Source organism: Rhodococcus sp. NPDC059969 (assembly GCF_042738325.1).
Lineage (GTDB): Bacteria > Actinomycetota > Actinomycetes > Mycobacteriales > Mycobacteriaceae > Rhodococcus_F.
The window spans coordinates 360,708-376,282 of record NZ_JBHWUF010000003.1 but is presented as its reverse complement, the minus strand read 5'-3'; the positions used below and the strand labels follow the sequence as shown (position 1 = coordinate 376,282).

General features: G+C 63.2%; 14 protein-coding genes. 9 read left to right on the top strand and 5 right to left on the bottom strand.

Annotated elements, in window-relative coordinates; genetic code table 11:
* Positions 1-28: 28 nt before the first annotated feature.
* Entirely contained in the window at positions 29-661 is a 633-nt protein-coding gene (locus ACFWAD_RS13235; protein WP_378544399.1) for a TetR/AcrR family transcriptional regulator, read from the bottom strand.
* Between the two features lie 104 nt (positions 662-765).
* On the opposite strand from ACFWAD_RS13235, the gene ACFWAD_RS13230 reads away from it, so the two are divergent.
* The 4 genes from ACFWAD_RS13230 to ACFWAD_RS13215 all read left to right on the top strand — a co-directional run bounded on the left by ACFWAD_RS13230 (position 766) and on the right by ACFWAD_RS13215 (position 4,154).
* Positions 766-1,119 carry a zinc ribbon domain-containing protein YjdM gene (locus tag ACFWAD_RS13230; RefSeq protein ID WP_378533193.1) on the top strand — a complete coding sequence of 118 codons (354 nt, stop codon included), beginning with the start codon at positions 766-768 and terminating at the stop codon, positions 1,117-1,119.
* A gap of 100 nt (positions 1,120-1,219) precedes the next feature.
* Positions 1,220-2,251, top strand: a complete 1,032-nt coding sequence (locus ACFWAD_RS13225; RefSeq protein ID WP_378544396.1) for an ABC transporter substrate-binding protein — start codon at positions 1,220-1,222, stop codon at positions 2,249-2,251.
* Between the two features lie 51 nt (positions 2,252-2,302).
* On the top strand, positions 2,303-2,722 hold the full coding sequence (locus ACFWAD_RS13220) for a DUF1622 domain-containing protein (protein WP_378544393.1): 420 nt from the start codon (positions 2,303-2,305) through the stop codon (positions 2,720-2,722).
* 31 nt (positions 2,723-2,753) lie between these two features.
* The gene (locus ACFWAD_RS13215) at positions 2,754-4,154 is read left to right on the top strand and encodes a DUF2252 domain-containing protein (RefSeq protein WP_378544390.1); all 1,401 of its coding nucleotides are present in this window, start codon (positions 2,754-2,756) and stop codon (positions 4,152-4,154) included.
* 4 nt (positions 4,155-4,158) lie between these two features.
* Here ACFWAD_RS13215 and ACFWAD_RS13210 read toward each other — a convergent pair whose 3' ends face one another.
* The 3 genes from ACFWAD_RS13210 to ACFWAD_RS13200 form a co-directional block, all read right to left on the bottom strand.
* Entirely contained in the window at positions 4,159-4,875 is a 717-nt protein-coding gene (locus ACFWAD_RS13210; RefSeq protein WP_378544387.1) for an SRPBCC domain-containing protein, read from the bottom strand.
* Between the two features lie 2 nt (positions 4,876-4,877).
* A complete protein-coding gene (locus tag ACFWAD_RS13205) occupies positions 4,878-5,507 on the bottom strand; it encodes an ArsR/SmtB family transcription factor (protein ID WP_378533183.1) in 630 nt (209 codons plus the stop codon).
* A gap of 73 nt (positions 5,508-5,580) precedes the next feature.
* Entirely contained in the window at positions 5,581-6,504 is a 924-nt protein-coding gene (locus ACFWAD_RS13200) for a neutral zinc metallopeptidase (RefSeq protein WP_378544384.1), read from the bottom strand.
* Between the two features lie 163 nt (positions 6,505-6,667).
* Here ACFWAD_RS13200 and aspS point away from each other — a divergent pair, with 163 nt between their 5' ends.
* From aspS to ACFWAD_RS13185, 3 genes are all read left to right on the top strand, one after another.
* Entirely contained in the window at positions 6,668-8,491 is a 1,824-nt protein-coding gene (gene aspS / locus ACFWAD_RS13195) for an aspartate--tRNA ligase (RefSeq protein WP_378533179.1), read from the top strand.
* An 18-nt stretch (positions 8,492-8,509) separates the two neighbouring features.
* Entirely contained in the window at positions 8,510-9,487 is a 978-nt protein-coding gene (locus ACFWAD_RS13190; RefSeq protein ID WP_378533177.1) for a DUF389 domain-containing protein, read from the top strand.
* 191 nt (positions 9,488-9,678) lie between these two features.
* Positions 9,679-10,860, top strand: a complete 1,182-nt coding sequence (locus tag ACFWAD_RS13185; RefSeq protein WP_378544381.1) for a kinase — start codon at positions 9,679-9,681, stop codon at positions 10,858-10,860.
* A gap of 68 nt (positions 10,861-10,928) precedes the next feature.
* Here ACFWAD_RS13185 and ACFWAD_RS13180 read toward each other — a convergent pair whose 3' ends face one another.
* A complete protein-coding gene (locus ACFWAD_RS13180; RefSeq protein WP_378445930.1) occupies positions 10,929-11,309 on the bottom strand; it encodes a nuclear transport factor 2 family protein in 381 nt (126 codons plus the stop codon).
* Positions 11,310-11,480: 171 nt separating this feature from the next.
* On the opposite strand from ACFWAD_RS13180, the gene ACFWAD_RS13175 reads away from it, so the two are divergent.
* On the top strand, positions 11,481-12,824 hold the full coding sequence (locus tag ACFWAD_RS13175; RefSeq protein WP_378446117.1) for a replication-associated recombination protein A: 1,344 nt from the start codon (positions 11,481-11,483) through the stop codon (positions 12,822-12,824).
* A gap of 77 nt (positions 12,825-12,901) precedes the next feature.
* Positions 12,902-15,574, top strand: coding sequence for an alanine--tRNA ligase (gene alaS, locus ACFWAD_RS13170; protein WP_378445931.1), 2,673 nt, complete (start codon positions 12,902-12,904; stop codon positions 15,572-15,574).
* The last annotated feature ends 1 nt before the right edge of the window (position 15,575 follow it).

Here is a 15,575-nt window from a genome sequence, read left to right as displayed (position 1 = left end):
TTCCTTAGTTCAGTGACGGCTGGCGAAATCAGTTCGCGGATCGGAGAATTCGAGCCATCAGGAGTAGTGCAGGATCCAGCAGTTCGGTTCTGGGGCCGGCACGTTCGCTGCCCTGCCATTTTCGGAAGACGTAGCGCATCGCTGCGCCCGCTGTGATGACCGTCGCGGTGGCTTCGTCTGCGGCGGCGGTGTCTGCCGGAAGTTGTCGATAGTCGGGGCGCCCGCGCAGCTCGCGCGTCAAGAGTCTGGTAAGTGTGTCTTCCAGGTCGTGGAACGTGGCCAGGTGCTGTTGCAAGAGCGTGGGATGCCGTTCGAACAATTCGCGTCGGTGCGCGAGCAGGTCGGGCCGCTCGTCGACGATCTGCATGGCCTCTTCGAAGACCGCGAGCGCGCCTCGGAGTGGATCGTCGGGGTGCTCGTTGATCAGCGTGGTCATGGTCGTCTCGCTCGGCACGACGAGCATGAGCCCACCGATTGCGGCGTCCTTGGTCGGAAAATAATTGAAGAACGTGCGCGTCGACAGGTTGCAGGCTTCGCAGATCTTCTCGACGGTCACTTCGTCGTAGCCCAGTCCGAGGACGAGTTCGACCGCCGTGTGCTCGATCAACTGCCTCGTGGCAATTCGCTTTCGTTCACGCAATCCGAGTGTTTCGGTTCCCATTTCATCCATAATTGCACAGAGTGCAAAGTTTCATCGAGTGCAATATTTGACCCAAGAACGGTTCATGAAGTGCAAAAATGGGAATCGCGCGCCGGCTGGATAGGATGACCCGCGTGGAAGACACCCTGCCCCCATGCCCCGAATGCGCCGGCGAATACACCTACGAAATGGGTGCGCTGATGGTGTGCCCGTCCTGCGCACACGAGTGGGCACCGGCCGATGGTGCAGGTGAGGCTCCGGGAGTGGTGAAGGACTCTGTAGGAAACGTCCTTGCGGACGGCGACACCGTGACCGTCGTCAAGACACTCAAGGTGAAGGGCAGCCCCACCGGTATCAAGTCGGGTACCAAAGTGCGCAACATCCGCCTCGTTCAGGGCGTCGGCGACCACGACATCGACTGCAAAGTCGACGGCATCGGACCGATGCAATTGAAGTCGAGCGTCGTCAAGAAGGTGTGACCGGATAGCAATAGATGTCGGCTCGAAATCCTGTTCAGTTTCGACTGTTCGATCGCCACAATCGAGGAGATTCTCGACTGCCGAACGAACGGACCGAACTGTGTCGAACTCGATTTGCCTGCACCCCGCACTCGAAGACCCCGTACTTGATACAGACGAGCAGTGGAACCGCATCATCGATGCGCTGACGCGCCGGGGTTTCCTCGGCGCCGGGCTCGGCGCGGCGGCCGCGACGCTTCTGGCAGCGTGCAGCAGTGACGAAAACGGCTCGGAGTCTTCAGGTCTCGTCACCGTGCAGGACGAGACGGGCAGCGTCGAGATTCCGTCGGATCCTCAGCGGATGGTCATCGCTCACGTCAGCGCCATGGCGACGGTGCTCGACCTCGGAGTGCCGCCGGAGAAGATCGTCGGCGGCTTCTTCGGCCTCGAAGGTGTGGGCAGCGACGCGGTGTTGCACACGATGCCGGAGGCCGCGAACATCCCGAACCTCGGCACGGCCGGAACCTGGAACAAGGAAGCAATCATCGGCGCGTCGCCCGATCTGATCGTCATGCTCCTGACCGCCGGAAATGCTTATGCAGCAAAGTCCTACGACGAACTCTCGGCCACCGGTGTTCCGGTGTTCGCCGGCTTCAACGGGTTCCTCACGTGGGACGAGATGATGAAGTTGGTCACCTCGATGGGCGTCGCGGTCCGACGCGAAGACGCTGCCGCGGAATTGAACGCGCGAACGGAAGACCGACTCCTGGCAATCAAGGATCGACTCTCGGCACTCGGCTCGCTGCCGTCGGTAACCCTCCTGCGCACAGGCGAGAACGGTGTTGTCTACAACCAGGTCGACGCTCTTCTCGACGCCCTCGGATTCCCCGGTGATCGAGCCACGTCGGAGGAGTTCACGCGCACACTTTCCGCGGAGCAACTCGATCAGGTCACCAGCGACGTGATCATCGTCGGCGCTTTCCAGGACCAGCAGGACGTCCGCGCCCAGTTGGCGATGAACCCGCTGTGGGAGCGGCTTCCCGCTGTCCGCTCCGGGAACGTCCACTACGTCGACGACAGCCTGTGGGGCTCGGGCTATTCTCCTCGCGCGACACAGCTGCGGCTCGACGACATCGAGCGGATCTTCAGCTGACACCGTCGTGTCCTCTCGACTTATCGGTGAGTTACCTCGAGAATCATGACCATGGACAAAATCAGGTTCTTCGAGCTTGTCACTGAATGGTTCGAAGTACTTGGTGTCGTCGCCATGGTTCTCGGGTTCGTCTTCGCATTTGTGATCGCGGGACGCGCGTGGTCTCGAACGCGCGACGGTAGTTCAGCGTTTCGGACTCTGCGCGAATCCATGGGCGCGGTCATCCTTCTCGGGCTCGAGATCCTTGTTGCAGCCGATCTGGTCAAGACTGTGACGTCTTCGCCGTCGCTGACCGATGCCGCAGTTCTGGGCATGATCGTGCTGATTCGAACCGTGCTCAGTCTGTCGATTCAGATCGAGATCGACGGGGTACTTCCGTGGCGCAAGGCGTTGGTGTCCAGTCCGGAACTCCTGGTACGCGCGGCGCGCGGATCAGGAGGCCGAGCGATGCCCGACGCGTCGAGTTCGTAACAATAGCCGTTGCGAGTGAAAGGTCGGGCAGATGACAGCAGTGCGCACCGAACATCTCTCTGTAGACGAGCGGCGGGCCCGCGGCCGCCAGGCGCGTAGAGACACCCCGCTGGCGGCGCTCGCGGATCTCGCGGACAGCGACCGCGACCCGATTTCGCTACTGGAAGTGCAGGCGAAATCCCGGGTCCAGGACCTGGTACCCATTCGCTACGGGCGGATGTCGGCGTCGCGATTCTCGTTCTTTCGGGGTGCTGCGCTGGTGATGGCCGACGATTTGTCGCGCAGCCCGGATTCGGGCCTTGCCAGCCAACTCTGCGGTGACGCACATCTGAGCAATTTCGGGATCTACGCAACGCCGGAGCGGAAGTTGGCGTTCGACATCAACGATTTCGACGAAACCTACCCGGGCCCGTTCGAATGGGACGTCAAGCGACTGGCAGCAAGCTTGGCGATCGCCGCGAAGGACAACGGATTTTCGGGCAAGGAGCGAAAGAAGATCGTTCGCGGATGCGCGGCCGAGTATCGGGAAACCATGATCACCCAGGCAGGATTGGGAAATCTTGCAGTCTGGTACTCGCACATCGCACCCGAGGACGGGCTCGAGGCCCTCCAGATCGACCTGAAGAAGCGCATGCTCATTCGTACACAAGCGACGCTGGACAAGGCTCGCCGCCGCGACAGTGTGCAGGCGGCAGGCAAGTTCACCGAAATCGTCGACGGCCGGCGGCAATTCATCAGTGATCCGCCCTTGATCGTGCCCGCAAACGAGTTGTTCGTCGGGACCGATCTCACGCAGATCGAGGACCTGTTGCGTCAACGCGTCCGGTCGTATCGCGACACACTGCAGTGGGATCGACGCGTTCTCCTCGACGCCTTCGAGATGACGCACATCGCCAGGAAAGTCGTGGGCGTGGGAAGCGTCGGAACACGCGCGTGGATGATCCTCATGAAAGGCGTCGACGACGACGATCCGTTGATTCTGCAGGTCAAGGAGGCGCAGCCCTCGGTGCTGTCCGGCTACGTCGACGGCCCGACCTTCAAGAACGAAGGGGAACGCGTCGTCAACGGGCAACGATTGATGCAAGCGACGAGCGACATTTTTCTCGGCTGGGAACGAGGGCCGGGGCTCGACGAGGGCGAGCACGATTTCTACATTCGCCAACTGCGTGACGGTAAAGGGTCGGCAGTCATCGAGGAGATGGTGCCGGAGGGTTTGGAACTCTACGGGCGCCTGTGCGCCAGGGTCCTCGCCTACGCGCATGCTCGCTCGTCCGACCGGATAGCGATCGCCGAATATCTCGGTGACGGAACCGAATTCGATTTCGCGATCGGGGAGTTCGCGGCTGCCTACGCCAAACGCAACGCTCGAGATCACGCCGCTCTGCTGACCGCGATCGACAACGGTCGTGTGTCAGCAGAGCGGGGAGTGTGACGACTCAGGCGAACACGCCGGTGAGCCAGGCCTGCCACGCTGCCGTCGCTGCGTCACCATCCGCATCCGCGGCGAAGAGGTGATGGGCCGCGTCGACGTTGCCGCCGAAAGCGTTTCGGCCGTAGAACCGAAGCAAGGCGTTCTCGGTGCGCAAGCCGATGAACCAGTCGTTGACGTAATCGACGATTGCTTCGATGGTCCCGATTCCGGGCACATTCACCGTTACCGTGTCGCCGACGGCGGTGTCTCGGGTGATTCCAAGTGCGCCGCGAAGTGTAATTATGGCGTCCGGCGCGCTGGAGGCCTCCGGACCCTCGGCCGAGACGTACGTGGTGGGCCTACCGGCAAAGTACTGCACGTACTGGCCGAGACTGTGAAGGTAGAAGTCGGTGTGCTTGCTCGCTCCGTCGTACTGGTTGTCCCAGTCCTCGGCAAACACTCCGGCGTGGACGTAGCGGACAACCGCGGTGCTCTCGTCGCGTGCTTCGACAACGTATTCGAGGTTGTTGAACCAGCCGTCAGGGCCTTGCATGTGGATGGCAAGTTCGGTGGGCGGATCCCAGGTCGCGATGATGGGGCTGCCCGGGCGGCTGCCGTCGGCGGGGATCTCGAGAGGTGAGGGAAACATCCAGCCGGCCGTTTCGGCCGAGATGGCGGCCCAGATCTGCTCGGGAGTTCCGGGTACGACCACCTCGCGGCGGATTTCGAATTTCTCGGACATTGTTACTTCTCCGTTTCGGGCGCGTCGATTGCCTGGGGTGTGTTGACAGGGGGTGTGGTGAGGCTGGGATGCAGGGCGACAACGAGGCGGTGTTTGCGTCCGCCCTCGGAATTGCCGCCGTGATACTTGGCGACGAGTGAGTTGATCGACTCGCCGAGTTCACCGGCGAATGCAGCGCGGTCGGATGCAGTCGCAAAGGTGATGTCGCTGTCGATGGCAAAGGACGCCAACGGTTTTCCGGCCGCAGTCGCCCCTGCGATCAGCTCGCCGACTTCTCGGACGATCCGTGCCGCAAGAGTGACGAGCCAGCGCGCCGAGAGCTGATCCGGGAACCGGCTCGGGTCCGGGGCAAGCGCAGACATGGCGGCGGGGGAGATGACGTACGACGCGGCGCTGGCCTGCATGATGCGCTCGGTCATGTTGCCCCGCTTGCGTTCCTCGACGAGTTCGACAAGTCCGTGCTCTTCGAGAGTGCGTAAGTGGTAGTTCACCTTCTGGCGTGTCAGTCCCACCCGAGGCGCCAGCGAGGATGCCGATCCCGGCACCGCCAATTCGGCCAGAATCCGTTGCCGTATCGGGTCGAGCGATGCCTCCGCGGCAGCGGGGCGATCGATGACCGCTACTTCCAACATGAGAAAACCATCCCACCGACAATAAATTCTGTCAAGACAGAAAAAATTGTCAGCGGGATGGTTTCGGGGTTCTCTACTGCTTCAGGTCGGGTGGGTTGTTCAGATCCCTCGCCGAGTAGGTGTCACACGAGGAGACCTGGCCTGTTTGATATCCAGTTGCGAACCACGCCTGACGTTGCGCGGACGATCCGTGTGTCCATCCTTCGGGATTGACCCGACCGGTCGTGGACTTCTGGATGCGGTCGTCACCCACCGACGAGGCCGCCGACAGTGCGTCGCGAATGTCGTTCTTCGACAGGGGCTTCAGGAAAGGTTGGCCGGTTGCCTCGTCGGGAATCGTGTCCGCGAAATGCGCCCAGACGCCGGCGTAGCAATCTGCCTGGAGTTCCGTGCGGACCGCGCCGGACTCCTCACCCTGCGGGTCGGCTTGCGCTCGGCCGATGTCACCGAGCTGATTCTGGATGTGATGACCGAACTCGTGCGCGACCACGTACTCCTGCGCGAGCGGCCCTGCGCTGGAACCGAAACGGTCGACGAGCAGTTGGAAGAAACTCGTGTCGAAGTACGCCGTCTGGTCGGCCGGGCAGTAGAACGGACCGACATCACTCGACGCCTGTCCGCACCCGGTGTTGACCGAACCGCTGAACAAGATGACCTCGGGTCGGACGTACGCCGTACCGGTCTGCTTGACCAATTGCTGTTCCCAGACATCGTCGAGGCTTCCGACGGTCAGAGTTACGCGGCAGTTCACATCGGCGTTTGCCTGAGCGCCGGTGCACTCGTCTACCGAGGACAGTCCTGTCGACGAATTCGAAGTCTCTGTCGACGTGCCCAGAAGTGAGCCGGGATCGCCACCGAACAGCAGCGCCAAGATCAGGACGATGATGCCGCCCGCGCCACCGCCGATCGCGATTTTGCCGCCCCGGCCACCCCCGCCCCCGCCGCCTTGAACCTGAACGCGTCCCGCTTCACCGCGAGCCCCCTCGTTGAAGGTCATCTATGTCCGCTTTCTGCTGTCGGGAACCAGTGCTTGCCGTCACTTCTGGAGATAGCTTCGCATGCGATGCGGGTCCGCGTTTCCGCTCTGCGCAGTTCGCTCCGTAGGATCGCAGGCAAAGTAGTCGGTCGTCGGTTATTGGAAGTAGTTCGAAAGGAATCCCGTGCTGCGCACACATCTCGCCGGTTCATTGCGACCCGAGCAGGCAGAGCAGACCGTAACGCTCACCGGTTGGGTAGCCAGGCGTCGTGATCACGGCGGAGTGATCTTCATCGATCTCCGTGACGCATCCGGAGTTGCGCAGGTAGTTTTCCGGGCAGGTGACGTGGCCGAGCAGGCGCACCGTCTGCGCGCGGAATACTGCGTCCGCGTGACCGGAACGGTCGAGGTTCGCCCCGAGGGCAACCAGAACTTCGAGATCCCCACGGGAGCAATCGAGGTCAACGCCACAGAACTCGAGGTTCTCAACGAAAGCGCACCGCTGCCGTTCCAGCTCGACGATCAGGTCGGCGAAGAAGCACGCCTGAAGTATCGTTACCTCGATTTGCGTCGTGAGGGCCCCGGCTCCGCAATTCGCTTGCGCTCCAAGGTAAGTGCTGCAGCGCGCGGCGTTCTCTCGCACCACGAGTTCGTCGAGGTCGAAACTCCGACGCTCACGCGCTCGACGCCAGAGGGCGCCCGTGACTTCCTCGTTCCGTCACGCCTTCAGCCCGGTAGCTTCTACGCACTGCCGCAGAGCCCGCAGCTGTTCAAGCAGCTCCTCATGGTCGGCGGCATCGAGCGCTACTACCAGATCGCGCGTTGCTACCGCGACGAGGATTTCCGCGCCGATCGTCAGCCGGAGTTCACCCAGCTCGACATCGAGATGGCATTCGTCAACCAGGACGACATCATCCTGCTCGCCGAGGAAATCCTCACGGCGCTGTGGAAGCTGGTCGGCCACGAGATCAAGACGCCGATCGACCGCATGACCTACAACGAGGCAATGCGTCGTTACGGCAGCGACAAGCCCGACCTCCGTTTCGGTATCGAACTGGTCGAGTGCGCCGAGTTCTTCAAGGACACGACGTTCCGCGTGTTCCAGGCCGAGTACGTCGGCGCCGTCGTGATGCCCGGTGGTGCAAGCCAGCCGCGCAAGCAGCTCGATGCTTGGCAGGAATGGGCCAAGCAGCGCGGCTCCAAGGGTCTGGCGTATGTGTTGGTCGGCGAAGACGGCACCCTCGGCGGCCCCGTCGCCAAGAACCTGACCGACGCCGAACGTGAGGGCCTTGCGGCTCATGTCGGAGCTCAGCCTGGTGACTGCATCTTCTTCGGAGCCGGTGCGACGAAGTCGACGCGCGCGCTCCTCGGCGCAGCCCGTGGTGAGATCGCACGTAAGAAGGACCTCATCGATCCCGACGCGTGGGCTTTCGTGTGGATCGTCGACGCTCCGATGTTCGAGCCGACTGCCGATGCCACTGCTTCCGGTGACGTTGCGCTGGGCCACTCCGCCTGGACGGCCGTGCACCACGCGTTCACCTCGCCGAAGCCGGAGTTCTTCGACACCTTCGACACCGATCCGGATTCCGCTCTCGCCTACGCATACGACATCGTCTGCAACGGCAACGAGATCGGCGGCGGCAGTATTCGTATCCACCGCAAGGACATTCAGGAACGAGTGTTCAAGGTGATGGGTATCTCCGAGGAAGAGGCGCAGGAGCAGTTCGGCTTCCTCCTCGACGCCTTCGCCTTCGGCGCGCCTCCGCACGGCGGAATTGCATTCGGCTGGGACCGCATCACCGCGCTCCTCGCCGGCATGGATTCCATCCGTGAGGTCATCGCGTTCCCGAAGTCCGGCGGCGGCGTCGACCCGCTGACGGATGCGCCGGCACCGATCTCGGCTCAGCAGCGCAAGGAGTCGGGTATCGACGCGAAGCCCGAGAAGAAGTCCGAGGAGAAGAAGTCAGAGGACAAGAAGTCCGAAGGCGACACCGGCGAAGCCAAGTAGAGCCGACACCGGATCGCCATGCTGCATTTGCGGGTGATCTGCCCGACCGAGCGCACCGAGCAAGTTCTCGGTGCGCTCGCGTCGCAGCGGGGCGCGACACACATCGTCGTATTACGTGATGTCGCAGTTCATCCTGCCGGTGACATGGTGGAGGCCGACGTCGCCCGTGAAGCGGCCAACGACGTCGTCGATGCCCTGAACGAACTCGGCGTCGCCGAGGACGGCGGAATGACGCTCGTACCGGTCGAGACGGTGTTGTCGGCGGCGGCGCGCAAAGCCGAGCGTGACGTGCCTGGTGATCCAGCGGATTCCGTCGTGTGGGAGGAATTGCTGTCCCGCACTCGGGAAGAATCAACTCTCAACGGATTGTTCGTCGCGTTCCTGACGATCGCGTGCCTTCTTGCCGCAATCGGCGTTGTCACCGACTCACAGATCACGATCGTGGGCGCAATGGTCGTCGGCCCCGAGTTCGGGCCGCTGGCGGCCCTTGCGGTGGCACTGGTGCGGCGCGACCGACGGTTGCGCCGACGCTCGATTCTTGCGCTCGCCGTCGGATTCCCCATCGCGATGGGCGTGACTCTTGCTGCCACGTTCGTGGTGAAGTTCTTCGGATGGATGGACGTCGTCAGTCTCGAATCACTCCACGAGGTCGATTTCGTCTACAAGGTCGGGCCAATTTCCTTTGTCGTCGCCCTCCTCGCCGGCGCGGCCGGAATGCTGGCGCTCGTCTCATCGAAGTCCGCCGCCTTGGTCGGGGTGTTCATCTCGGTCACCACAGTTCCCGCCGCTGGTTTCGCCGTGGTTGCGGCAGCGAACGGGGAGTGGCGGATCGCCGGATTGTCGTCTCTGCAACTGGCGGTCAACCTGCTCGGGATAGTCATCGCCTGTGTACTCGTTCTCTGGGTCAGAACGCGGGCCGACGAGGAATTCGAAGCAGCGTTGAAGGGCATTTCTCGATTTGTCGACGAGGACGACGACGCGGACAAATCGGCGTGAGGTTGTATTTGCGGAGTTCTGCTCACGAGTAGAAAAATTCTCGTGAGAACTGTGTGCCGATGTGGCGATTAGGGACTTTCGTCATCACCGCACGTGGGAGCCTATTTCTGTCGTTGTGAGCCCTCGGATTTACGAGCCTGCGCGGATGAGCTGGGCATGATCGGAGTCACTAACGGGTAAGTTGGTCGGTGATGACCGCATTACTGGCAGACCCCGTTTCCGAAGTCGTCGCAGCTGCTGAGCAGTTGCTGACACGCCGCACAGGGGCACCCGTAACCCTGGTGGATCCAGTCGATCTCGGGGGGAGTGGCCGCACCGTCGTGCTGCGCGTCCGTGTCGCCGAGAATCCGTTCTCGTTGCCTCGCACACTGGTGATCAAGCAGGTCCGCGACAACTTCCAGGGAGCTACCAAGACGGCGATTGCGCTCCCCGCCGCATCCGAGGGCGACTTCGACGTCGAAACCGCCTTCCTCCGTGAAGCGGTGTCGTATCAGTTCGCCAACGCGCTTGCCAAGGACGCTCGCCCCGGCGCGGAACTGTTGGCGTCCGACCTCGACGCTCGTCTCCTGATCCTGAGTGATCTCGGCGACGCCACCGCCATCAGCGTCCGTCTCGAAGACTCCGACCCGGACACCGTCACGCACACGTTGATGGCCATGGCGCAGGCCATGGGCCGCATGCACGCCGCGACCGTCGGTCGTGAGGACGACTTCACCGCGCTGCTGCGTCGCGCCGAGGTCGCCCATTGCTCCGACGAAGTAGCGGATCAGGTGGGACGCGCCGTGGCCGGCGTTCCCACCATGCTGGTGCAAAATCTCGGCATAGATGTGAGTTCGGACATTCTCGAGCAGGTCCAGCATGCACAAACGCTGTTCAGTGGCGGCCGGTTCCGCGCATTCAGTCCGTCGGACCTGTGCCCGGACAACATCATCGTCAACGACGACGGCGTGCAGTTCCTGGACTACGAGTGGGGCGGCTACCGCGACGCCCTCCTCGACATCACGTACGCGCTGGTGTCGTTCCCCGGTTGCCTGTGCAACATCGACCTGACCGAAGAGCGGGCGTCTGCGATGGTGGATGCCTGGCGGGCCGAGGTCGTCGGGATGTGGCCCGCCCTGGCCGACGAGGCCGAGTTGGGACGCAGGATCGTCGAAGCCCAACTCATCTGGGTCTGGCTCAGCACCTACCTGTACCTGCCCGAAGACCATTCACGTATCGCTGCGGTCCGAGAGCACTATCTCTCGATCCCGCGCGCCGACGCACTGGTGGGACGCTGGGCCAGGCTCGCACGGTCGGCGCAGCTCGCCGGCAACGACGCCGTCGAGTCACACGCCCGCGAGGTCGTGGCGGCGTTGCGCACCGAGTTCAGTTGAGTCTCTGACCACATGCAGACGGGCGCCCGTGCACGCAGCACGAGCGCCCTTTCTTTGTCGAGGTCCGCTCAGTTGTCGGAGACCAGATCGCTCTCGGACAGGTCCGTCGCTGCGAGCGCCGTCGCCAGATCAGGATGCCGGAACGTCGACGTGACCTGATCCGCCACGACCCGGAACGCCGAGGCCACAGTTGCGGACTTGTCCGGTTCGGCCGCCCACGTTGCAGTCTGTTCGACGACGACCACGCCGTGGTGGACGTACATCTTTCCGGGGACGAGTGTGATGCCGGCGTTGGTGGCCCACTCGCGCAGGGCAGCGAGTCCCTGGCTCGCGCCCTTGGGGCCGCCGACCTCGATGTCGTCACTCGACAACTGCAGCAGTGTGTCGATGTCTTGGGAGTTGAGTGCATCGTGCCACGCGAGGACGGTGGCGATCTCGGAGGTGCTCATGGCGACAACGCTATCCAATGCTGATTCCCAGCGGGGTGAGGGCTGGCGGAACAGCGGATTGTGTCAGGCGTCGGTGGTCTCTAGTAGCGTCGATTCGTGAGCGATTGGCAAGCGGAAGACAGCACGGTGGCGGAAGACGGCCTCTTCGAGGCAACACCGGAAGAGTCCGAGATCGACGAACCAGATGTCGTGTCGGTAGCCGAGCGCGCTTTGTCCTCGGTGCCGCCCGGTGCTCCTCTGGCTGTCCGCATGCGCCCGCTCACTCTTGGTGAGGTTGTCGGGCAACAGCACTTACTCGGGCCCGGCGCGCCACTGCGCAGAATGGTCGAGGGATCCGGCGCCGCATCGGTGCTTCTGTACGGACCTCCCGGCACCGGCAAGACCACGCTTGCATCGTTGATCTCGGGTGCAACCGGCCGTCGGTTCGAGGCCTTGTCTGCCCTGTCCGCGGGTGTCAAGGAGGTCCGCGGTGTCATCGAACTCGCGCGCCGTCGCCTGCTGAACGGCGAACAGACCGTTTTGTTCATCGACGAGGTTCATCGTTTCTCCAAAACCCAGCAGGACGCCTTGCTCGCCGCAGTCGAGAACCGGATCGTTCTCTTGGTCGGCGCGACCACCGAGAACCCGTCGTTCTCCGTCGTCTCCGCGCTGTTGTCGCGCTCGTTGGTCCTGCAACTGCAATCGCTCACCGCTGCCGATGTCCAGGAACTGCTCGAGCGTGCGGTCGCGGACGAGCGAGGGTTCGGGGGAGCGATCACGATCGACGACGACGCGATGGAACACCTCGTCCGTCTGGCTTCCGGCGATGCACGCCGAGCCCTGACGGCACTCGAGGCCGCTGCCGGGGCCGCACTGGACACTGCAGGTGACGCGCCGGGTCCGGTGGTGCTCGACCTCGCGACCGTCGAGGCCAGCGTCGACAAGGCTGCGGTTCGGTACGACCGTGCCGGAGATCAGCACTACGACGTCATCAGCGCATTCATCAAGAGCATTCGCGGCTCCGACGTCGACGCCGCGCTGCACTACCTCGCACGGATGCTGACCGCGGGCGAAGACCCTCGATTCATCGCACGGCGTCTGGTCGTTCACGCCAGCGAAGACATCGGCATGGCCGATCCGACAGCTCTGCAGACTGCGACCGCCGCCGCGCAGGCAGTGCAGCTGATCGGCATGCCCGAGGCGCGTCTTGCTCTGGCACAAGCCACCATTCATCTGGCGACAGCTCCCAAATCGGGTGCGGTCATCGCCGCTCTCGGCGCTGCCATGGCCGACGTGGCCGCCGGAAAATCCGGACTCGTACCGCCGCATCTGCGCGACGGGCACTACAAAGGCGCCGAGCAATTGGGAAACGCAGTCGGTTACAAGTACCCGCACGACACACGTGATGGTGTTCTGCGGCAACAGTATCCGCCGGACGATCTGGTGGGTGTCGACTACTACCAGCCCACCGCGCACGGCAACGAGCGAGAGATCGCCGATCGGGTGAGCAAACTCCGCCGAATAGTTCGTGGCTGACGCCTGCCAGGTTCCACCGGTCGACGCGTTAGTCTGGACACCCATAGCTCGACGCTCTTGAAGGTAAGGACCGGTTAGTGCAAACCCACGAGATCCGCAGGCGATTCCTCGACCACTTCGTCAAGGCCGGCCACACCGAGGTGCCCAGCGCCTCGCTGATTCTCGACGACCCGAACCTTCTGTTCGTCAACGCGGGCATGGTTCCGTTCGTGCCGTTCTTCCTCGGGCAGCAGACGCCGTCCTACTCGCGCGCGACGTCCGTGCAGAAGTGCGTCCGCACCCTGGACATCGAAGAAGTCGGCATCACCACCCGCCACAACACCTTCTTCCAGATGGCGGGCAACTTCTCCTTCGGTGACTACTTCAAGAAGGAAGCCATCTCCCACGCCTGGCAGTTGCTGACGGGTTCGGTCGAGGACGGCGGATACGGCATCGATCCCACCCGCCTGTGGGCCACCGTCTATCTTGACGACGACGAAGCATTTGCGATCTGGCGCGACGAGGTCGGACTGCCCGAAGAGCGTATCCAGCGCCGCGGCATGAAGGACAACTACTGGTCCATGGGCATCCCAGGACCTTGTGGTCCCTGCTCGGAGATCTTCTACGATCGCGGCTCCGAGTACGGCGTAGAAGGCGGCCCGGAAGCCGACGAGGACCGCTACATCGAGATCTGGAATCTCGTGTTCATGCAGAACGAGCGCGGCGAGGGCACCAACAAAGGCGACTACCCGATCCTCGGACCGTTGCCGAAGAAGAACATCGACACCGGCATGGGCGTCGAGCGCGTCGCGTTCCTCCTGCAGGGTGTCGAAAACGTCTACGAGACAGATCTTCTCCGCCCCGTCATCGACAAGGCCGCCGAACTGACCGGCAGTGTCTACGGGACCGACCACACTTCAGACGTCCGTTTCCGCGTCATCGCCGACCATGCACGCACCGCCGCGATGTTGATCGCCGACGGTGTGAACCCCGGCAACTACGGCCGCGGGTACGTCCTGCGTCGGTTGCTGCGTCGTATCGTGCGCTCGGCCAAACTGCTCGGCAGCGAGCAGCCCACCATGCGCGAGTTCATGATCGTCGTCCGCGACACGATGGCGCCGTCGTACCCGGTTCTGGAAACCGACTTCACGCGCATCGAGAACGTTGCCGTCGGTGAGGAGACCGCGTTCCTCAAGACGCTGGCCTCGGGATCGGCACTCTTCGAAAATGCTGCCGAGTCGGTCAAGTCGTCCGGAAAGTCGGTCATCGCCGGCGATCAGGCGTTTGCACTGCACGACACCTACGGCTTCCCGATCGACCTCACGCTCGAAATGGCGTCCGAGGCCGGTCTCACCGTCGACGAAGACGGTTTCCGCTCGCTCATGGCCGAGCAGCGCAAGCGCGCCAAGGACGACGCGCAGGCTCGTAAGCACGCTCACGCCGACCTCACGGTCTACAAGGAACTGCTCGATCGAGGCGCCACCGAGTTCACCGGTTTCGACGAACTCGTCTCCGAGGCTCACGTTCTCGCGTTGATCGTCGACGGCGTCCGCGTGCCGGTGGCGAAGGCCGGCCAGGACGTCGAGGTCATCCTCGACCGAAGCCCGCTCTACGCAGAGTCCGGTGGACAGATCGCCGACATCGGTTCGCTCACCGCTCCGGGCCTCGAGGCCAAGGTCAACGACGTGCAGAAGATCGCCAAGAAGGTCTGGACGCACAAGGTGACGGTCAAGAAGGGCGAGATCACCGAGGGTGACGTCGTCCTCGCACACGTCGATGCCGAGTGGCGCAAGGGCGCAACCCAGGGGCACTCCGGTACCCACATGGTGCACGCTGCGCTGCGTCAGGTGCTCGGCCCCAACGCGGTGCAGGCCGGCTCGCTCAACAAGCCGGGTTACCTCCGCTTCGACTTCTCCTGGCAGGGCGCGCTGTCCGAGTCCCAGAAGCAGGACATCGAAGCCCTCACCAACGAAGCCGTGGCGTCGAACTACGCGGTCAACACCTTCGTCACGGATCTCGACAAGGCCAAGTCGATGGGTGCGATGGCACTCTTCGGCGAGAACTACGGAGACGAGGTTCGCGTCGTCGAAATCGGCGGCCCGTTCTCGATGGAACTGTGCGGCGGTACTCACGTCGGGAGCTCCGCTCAGATCGGTCAGGTCACGCTGCTCGGTGAGCAGTCGGTCGGCTCCGGAATCCGACGCGTCGAGGCGTACGTCGGTTTGGATTCGTACCGCTACCTCGCCAAGGAGCGCGCGCTTCTGGCCGGACTGTCCTCCTCACTGAAGGTTCCTTCGGAAGAGGTGCCTGCTCGAGTCGAGGCACTCGTCGAGCGGCTCAAGGTGGCCGAGAAGGAACTCGAGCAGACCAAGGCCAAAGCTGTGCTGGCGTCGGCAGGCGAGTACGTCGCCAAGGCCAAGCGCATCGGCAGCGTCCTGGTGATCGCCGAACCGGCTCCTGCGGGAGTCGGTGGAAACGATCTGCGCAGCCTCGTCACGGACATCAAGGGTCGCCTCGGCTCCGAACCTGCCGTCGTAGCGCTCCTCGGTGACGTCGACGGCAAGGTTCCGTTCGTGGTCGCCTCGAGCAAGGCAGCTCAAGGTCTCGGTGTGAAGGCCGGCGAACTGGTCGCGTCGTTCGGACCCAAGATCGGCGGCCGCGGCGGCGGAAAGCCCGACATGGCCCAGGGCTCGGGTTCGGACTCCGCAGGAATCCCGGCGGCGCTCGATGCGATCCGGGACAGAGTCGGAGAGCTGGCGGGCGGCAGCTGAC

Bases quoted from the DNA above. Each gene is read 5' to 3' on its own strand.
- ACFWAD_RS13220 (WP_378544393.1), top strand. From the start codon at position 2,303: ATGGACAAAATCAGGTTCTTCGAGCTTGTCACTGAATGGTTCGAAGTA.
- ACFWAD_RS13200 (WP_378544384.1), bottom strand. From the start codon at position 6,504: ATGACCTTCAACGAGGGGGCTCGCGGTGAAGCGGGACGCGTTCAGGTT.
- ACFWAD_RS13210 (WP_378544387.1), bottom strand. From the start codon at position 4,875: ATGTCCGAGAAATTCGAAATCCGCCGCGAGGTGGTCGTACCCGGAACT.
- ACFWAD_RS13215 (WP_378544390.1), top strand. From the start codon at position 2,754: ATGACAGCAGTGCGCACCGAACATCTCTCTGTAGACGAGCGGCGGGCC.
- ACFWAD_RS13230 (WP_378533193.1), top strand. From the start codon at position 766: ATGACCCGCGTGGAAGACACCCTGCCCCCATGCCCCGAATGCGCCGGC.
- ACFWAD_RS13185 (WP_378544381.1), top strand. From the start codon at position 9,679: ATGACCGCATTACTGGCAGACCCCGTTTCCGAAGTCGTCGCAGCTGCT.
- ACFWAD_RS13190 (WP_378533177.1), top strand. From the start codon at position 8,510: ATGCTGCATTTGCGGGTGATCTGCCCGACCGAGCGCACCGAGCAAGTT.
- ACFWAD_RS13235 (WP_378544399.1), bottom strand. From the start codon at position 661: ATGGGAACCGAAACACTCGGATTGCGTGAACGAAAGCGAATTGCCACG.
- ACFWAD_RS13205 (WP_378533183.1), bottom strand. From the start codon at position 5,507: ATGTTGGAAGTAGCGGTCATCGATCGCCCCGCTGCCGCGGAGGCATCG.
- ACFWAD_RS13180 (WP_378445930.1), bottom strand. From the start codon at position 11,309: ATGAGCACCTCCGAGATCGCCACCGTCCTCGCGTGGCACGATGCACTC.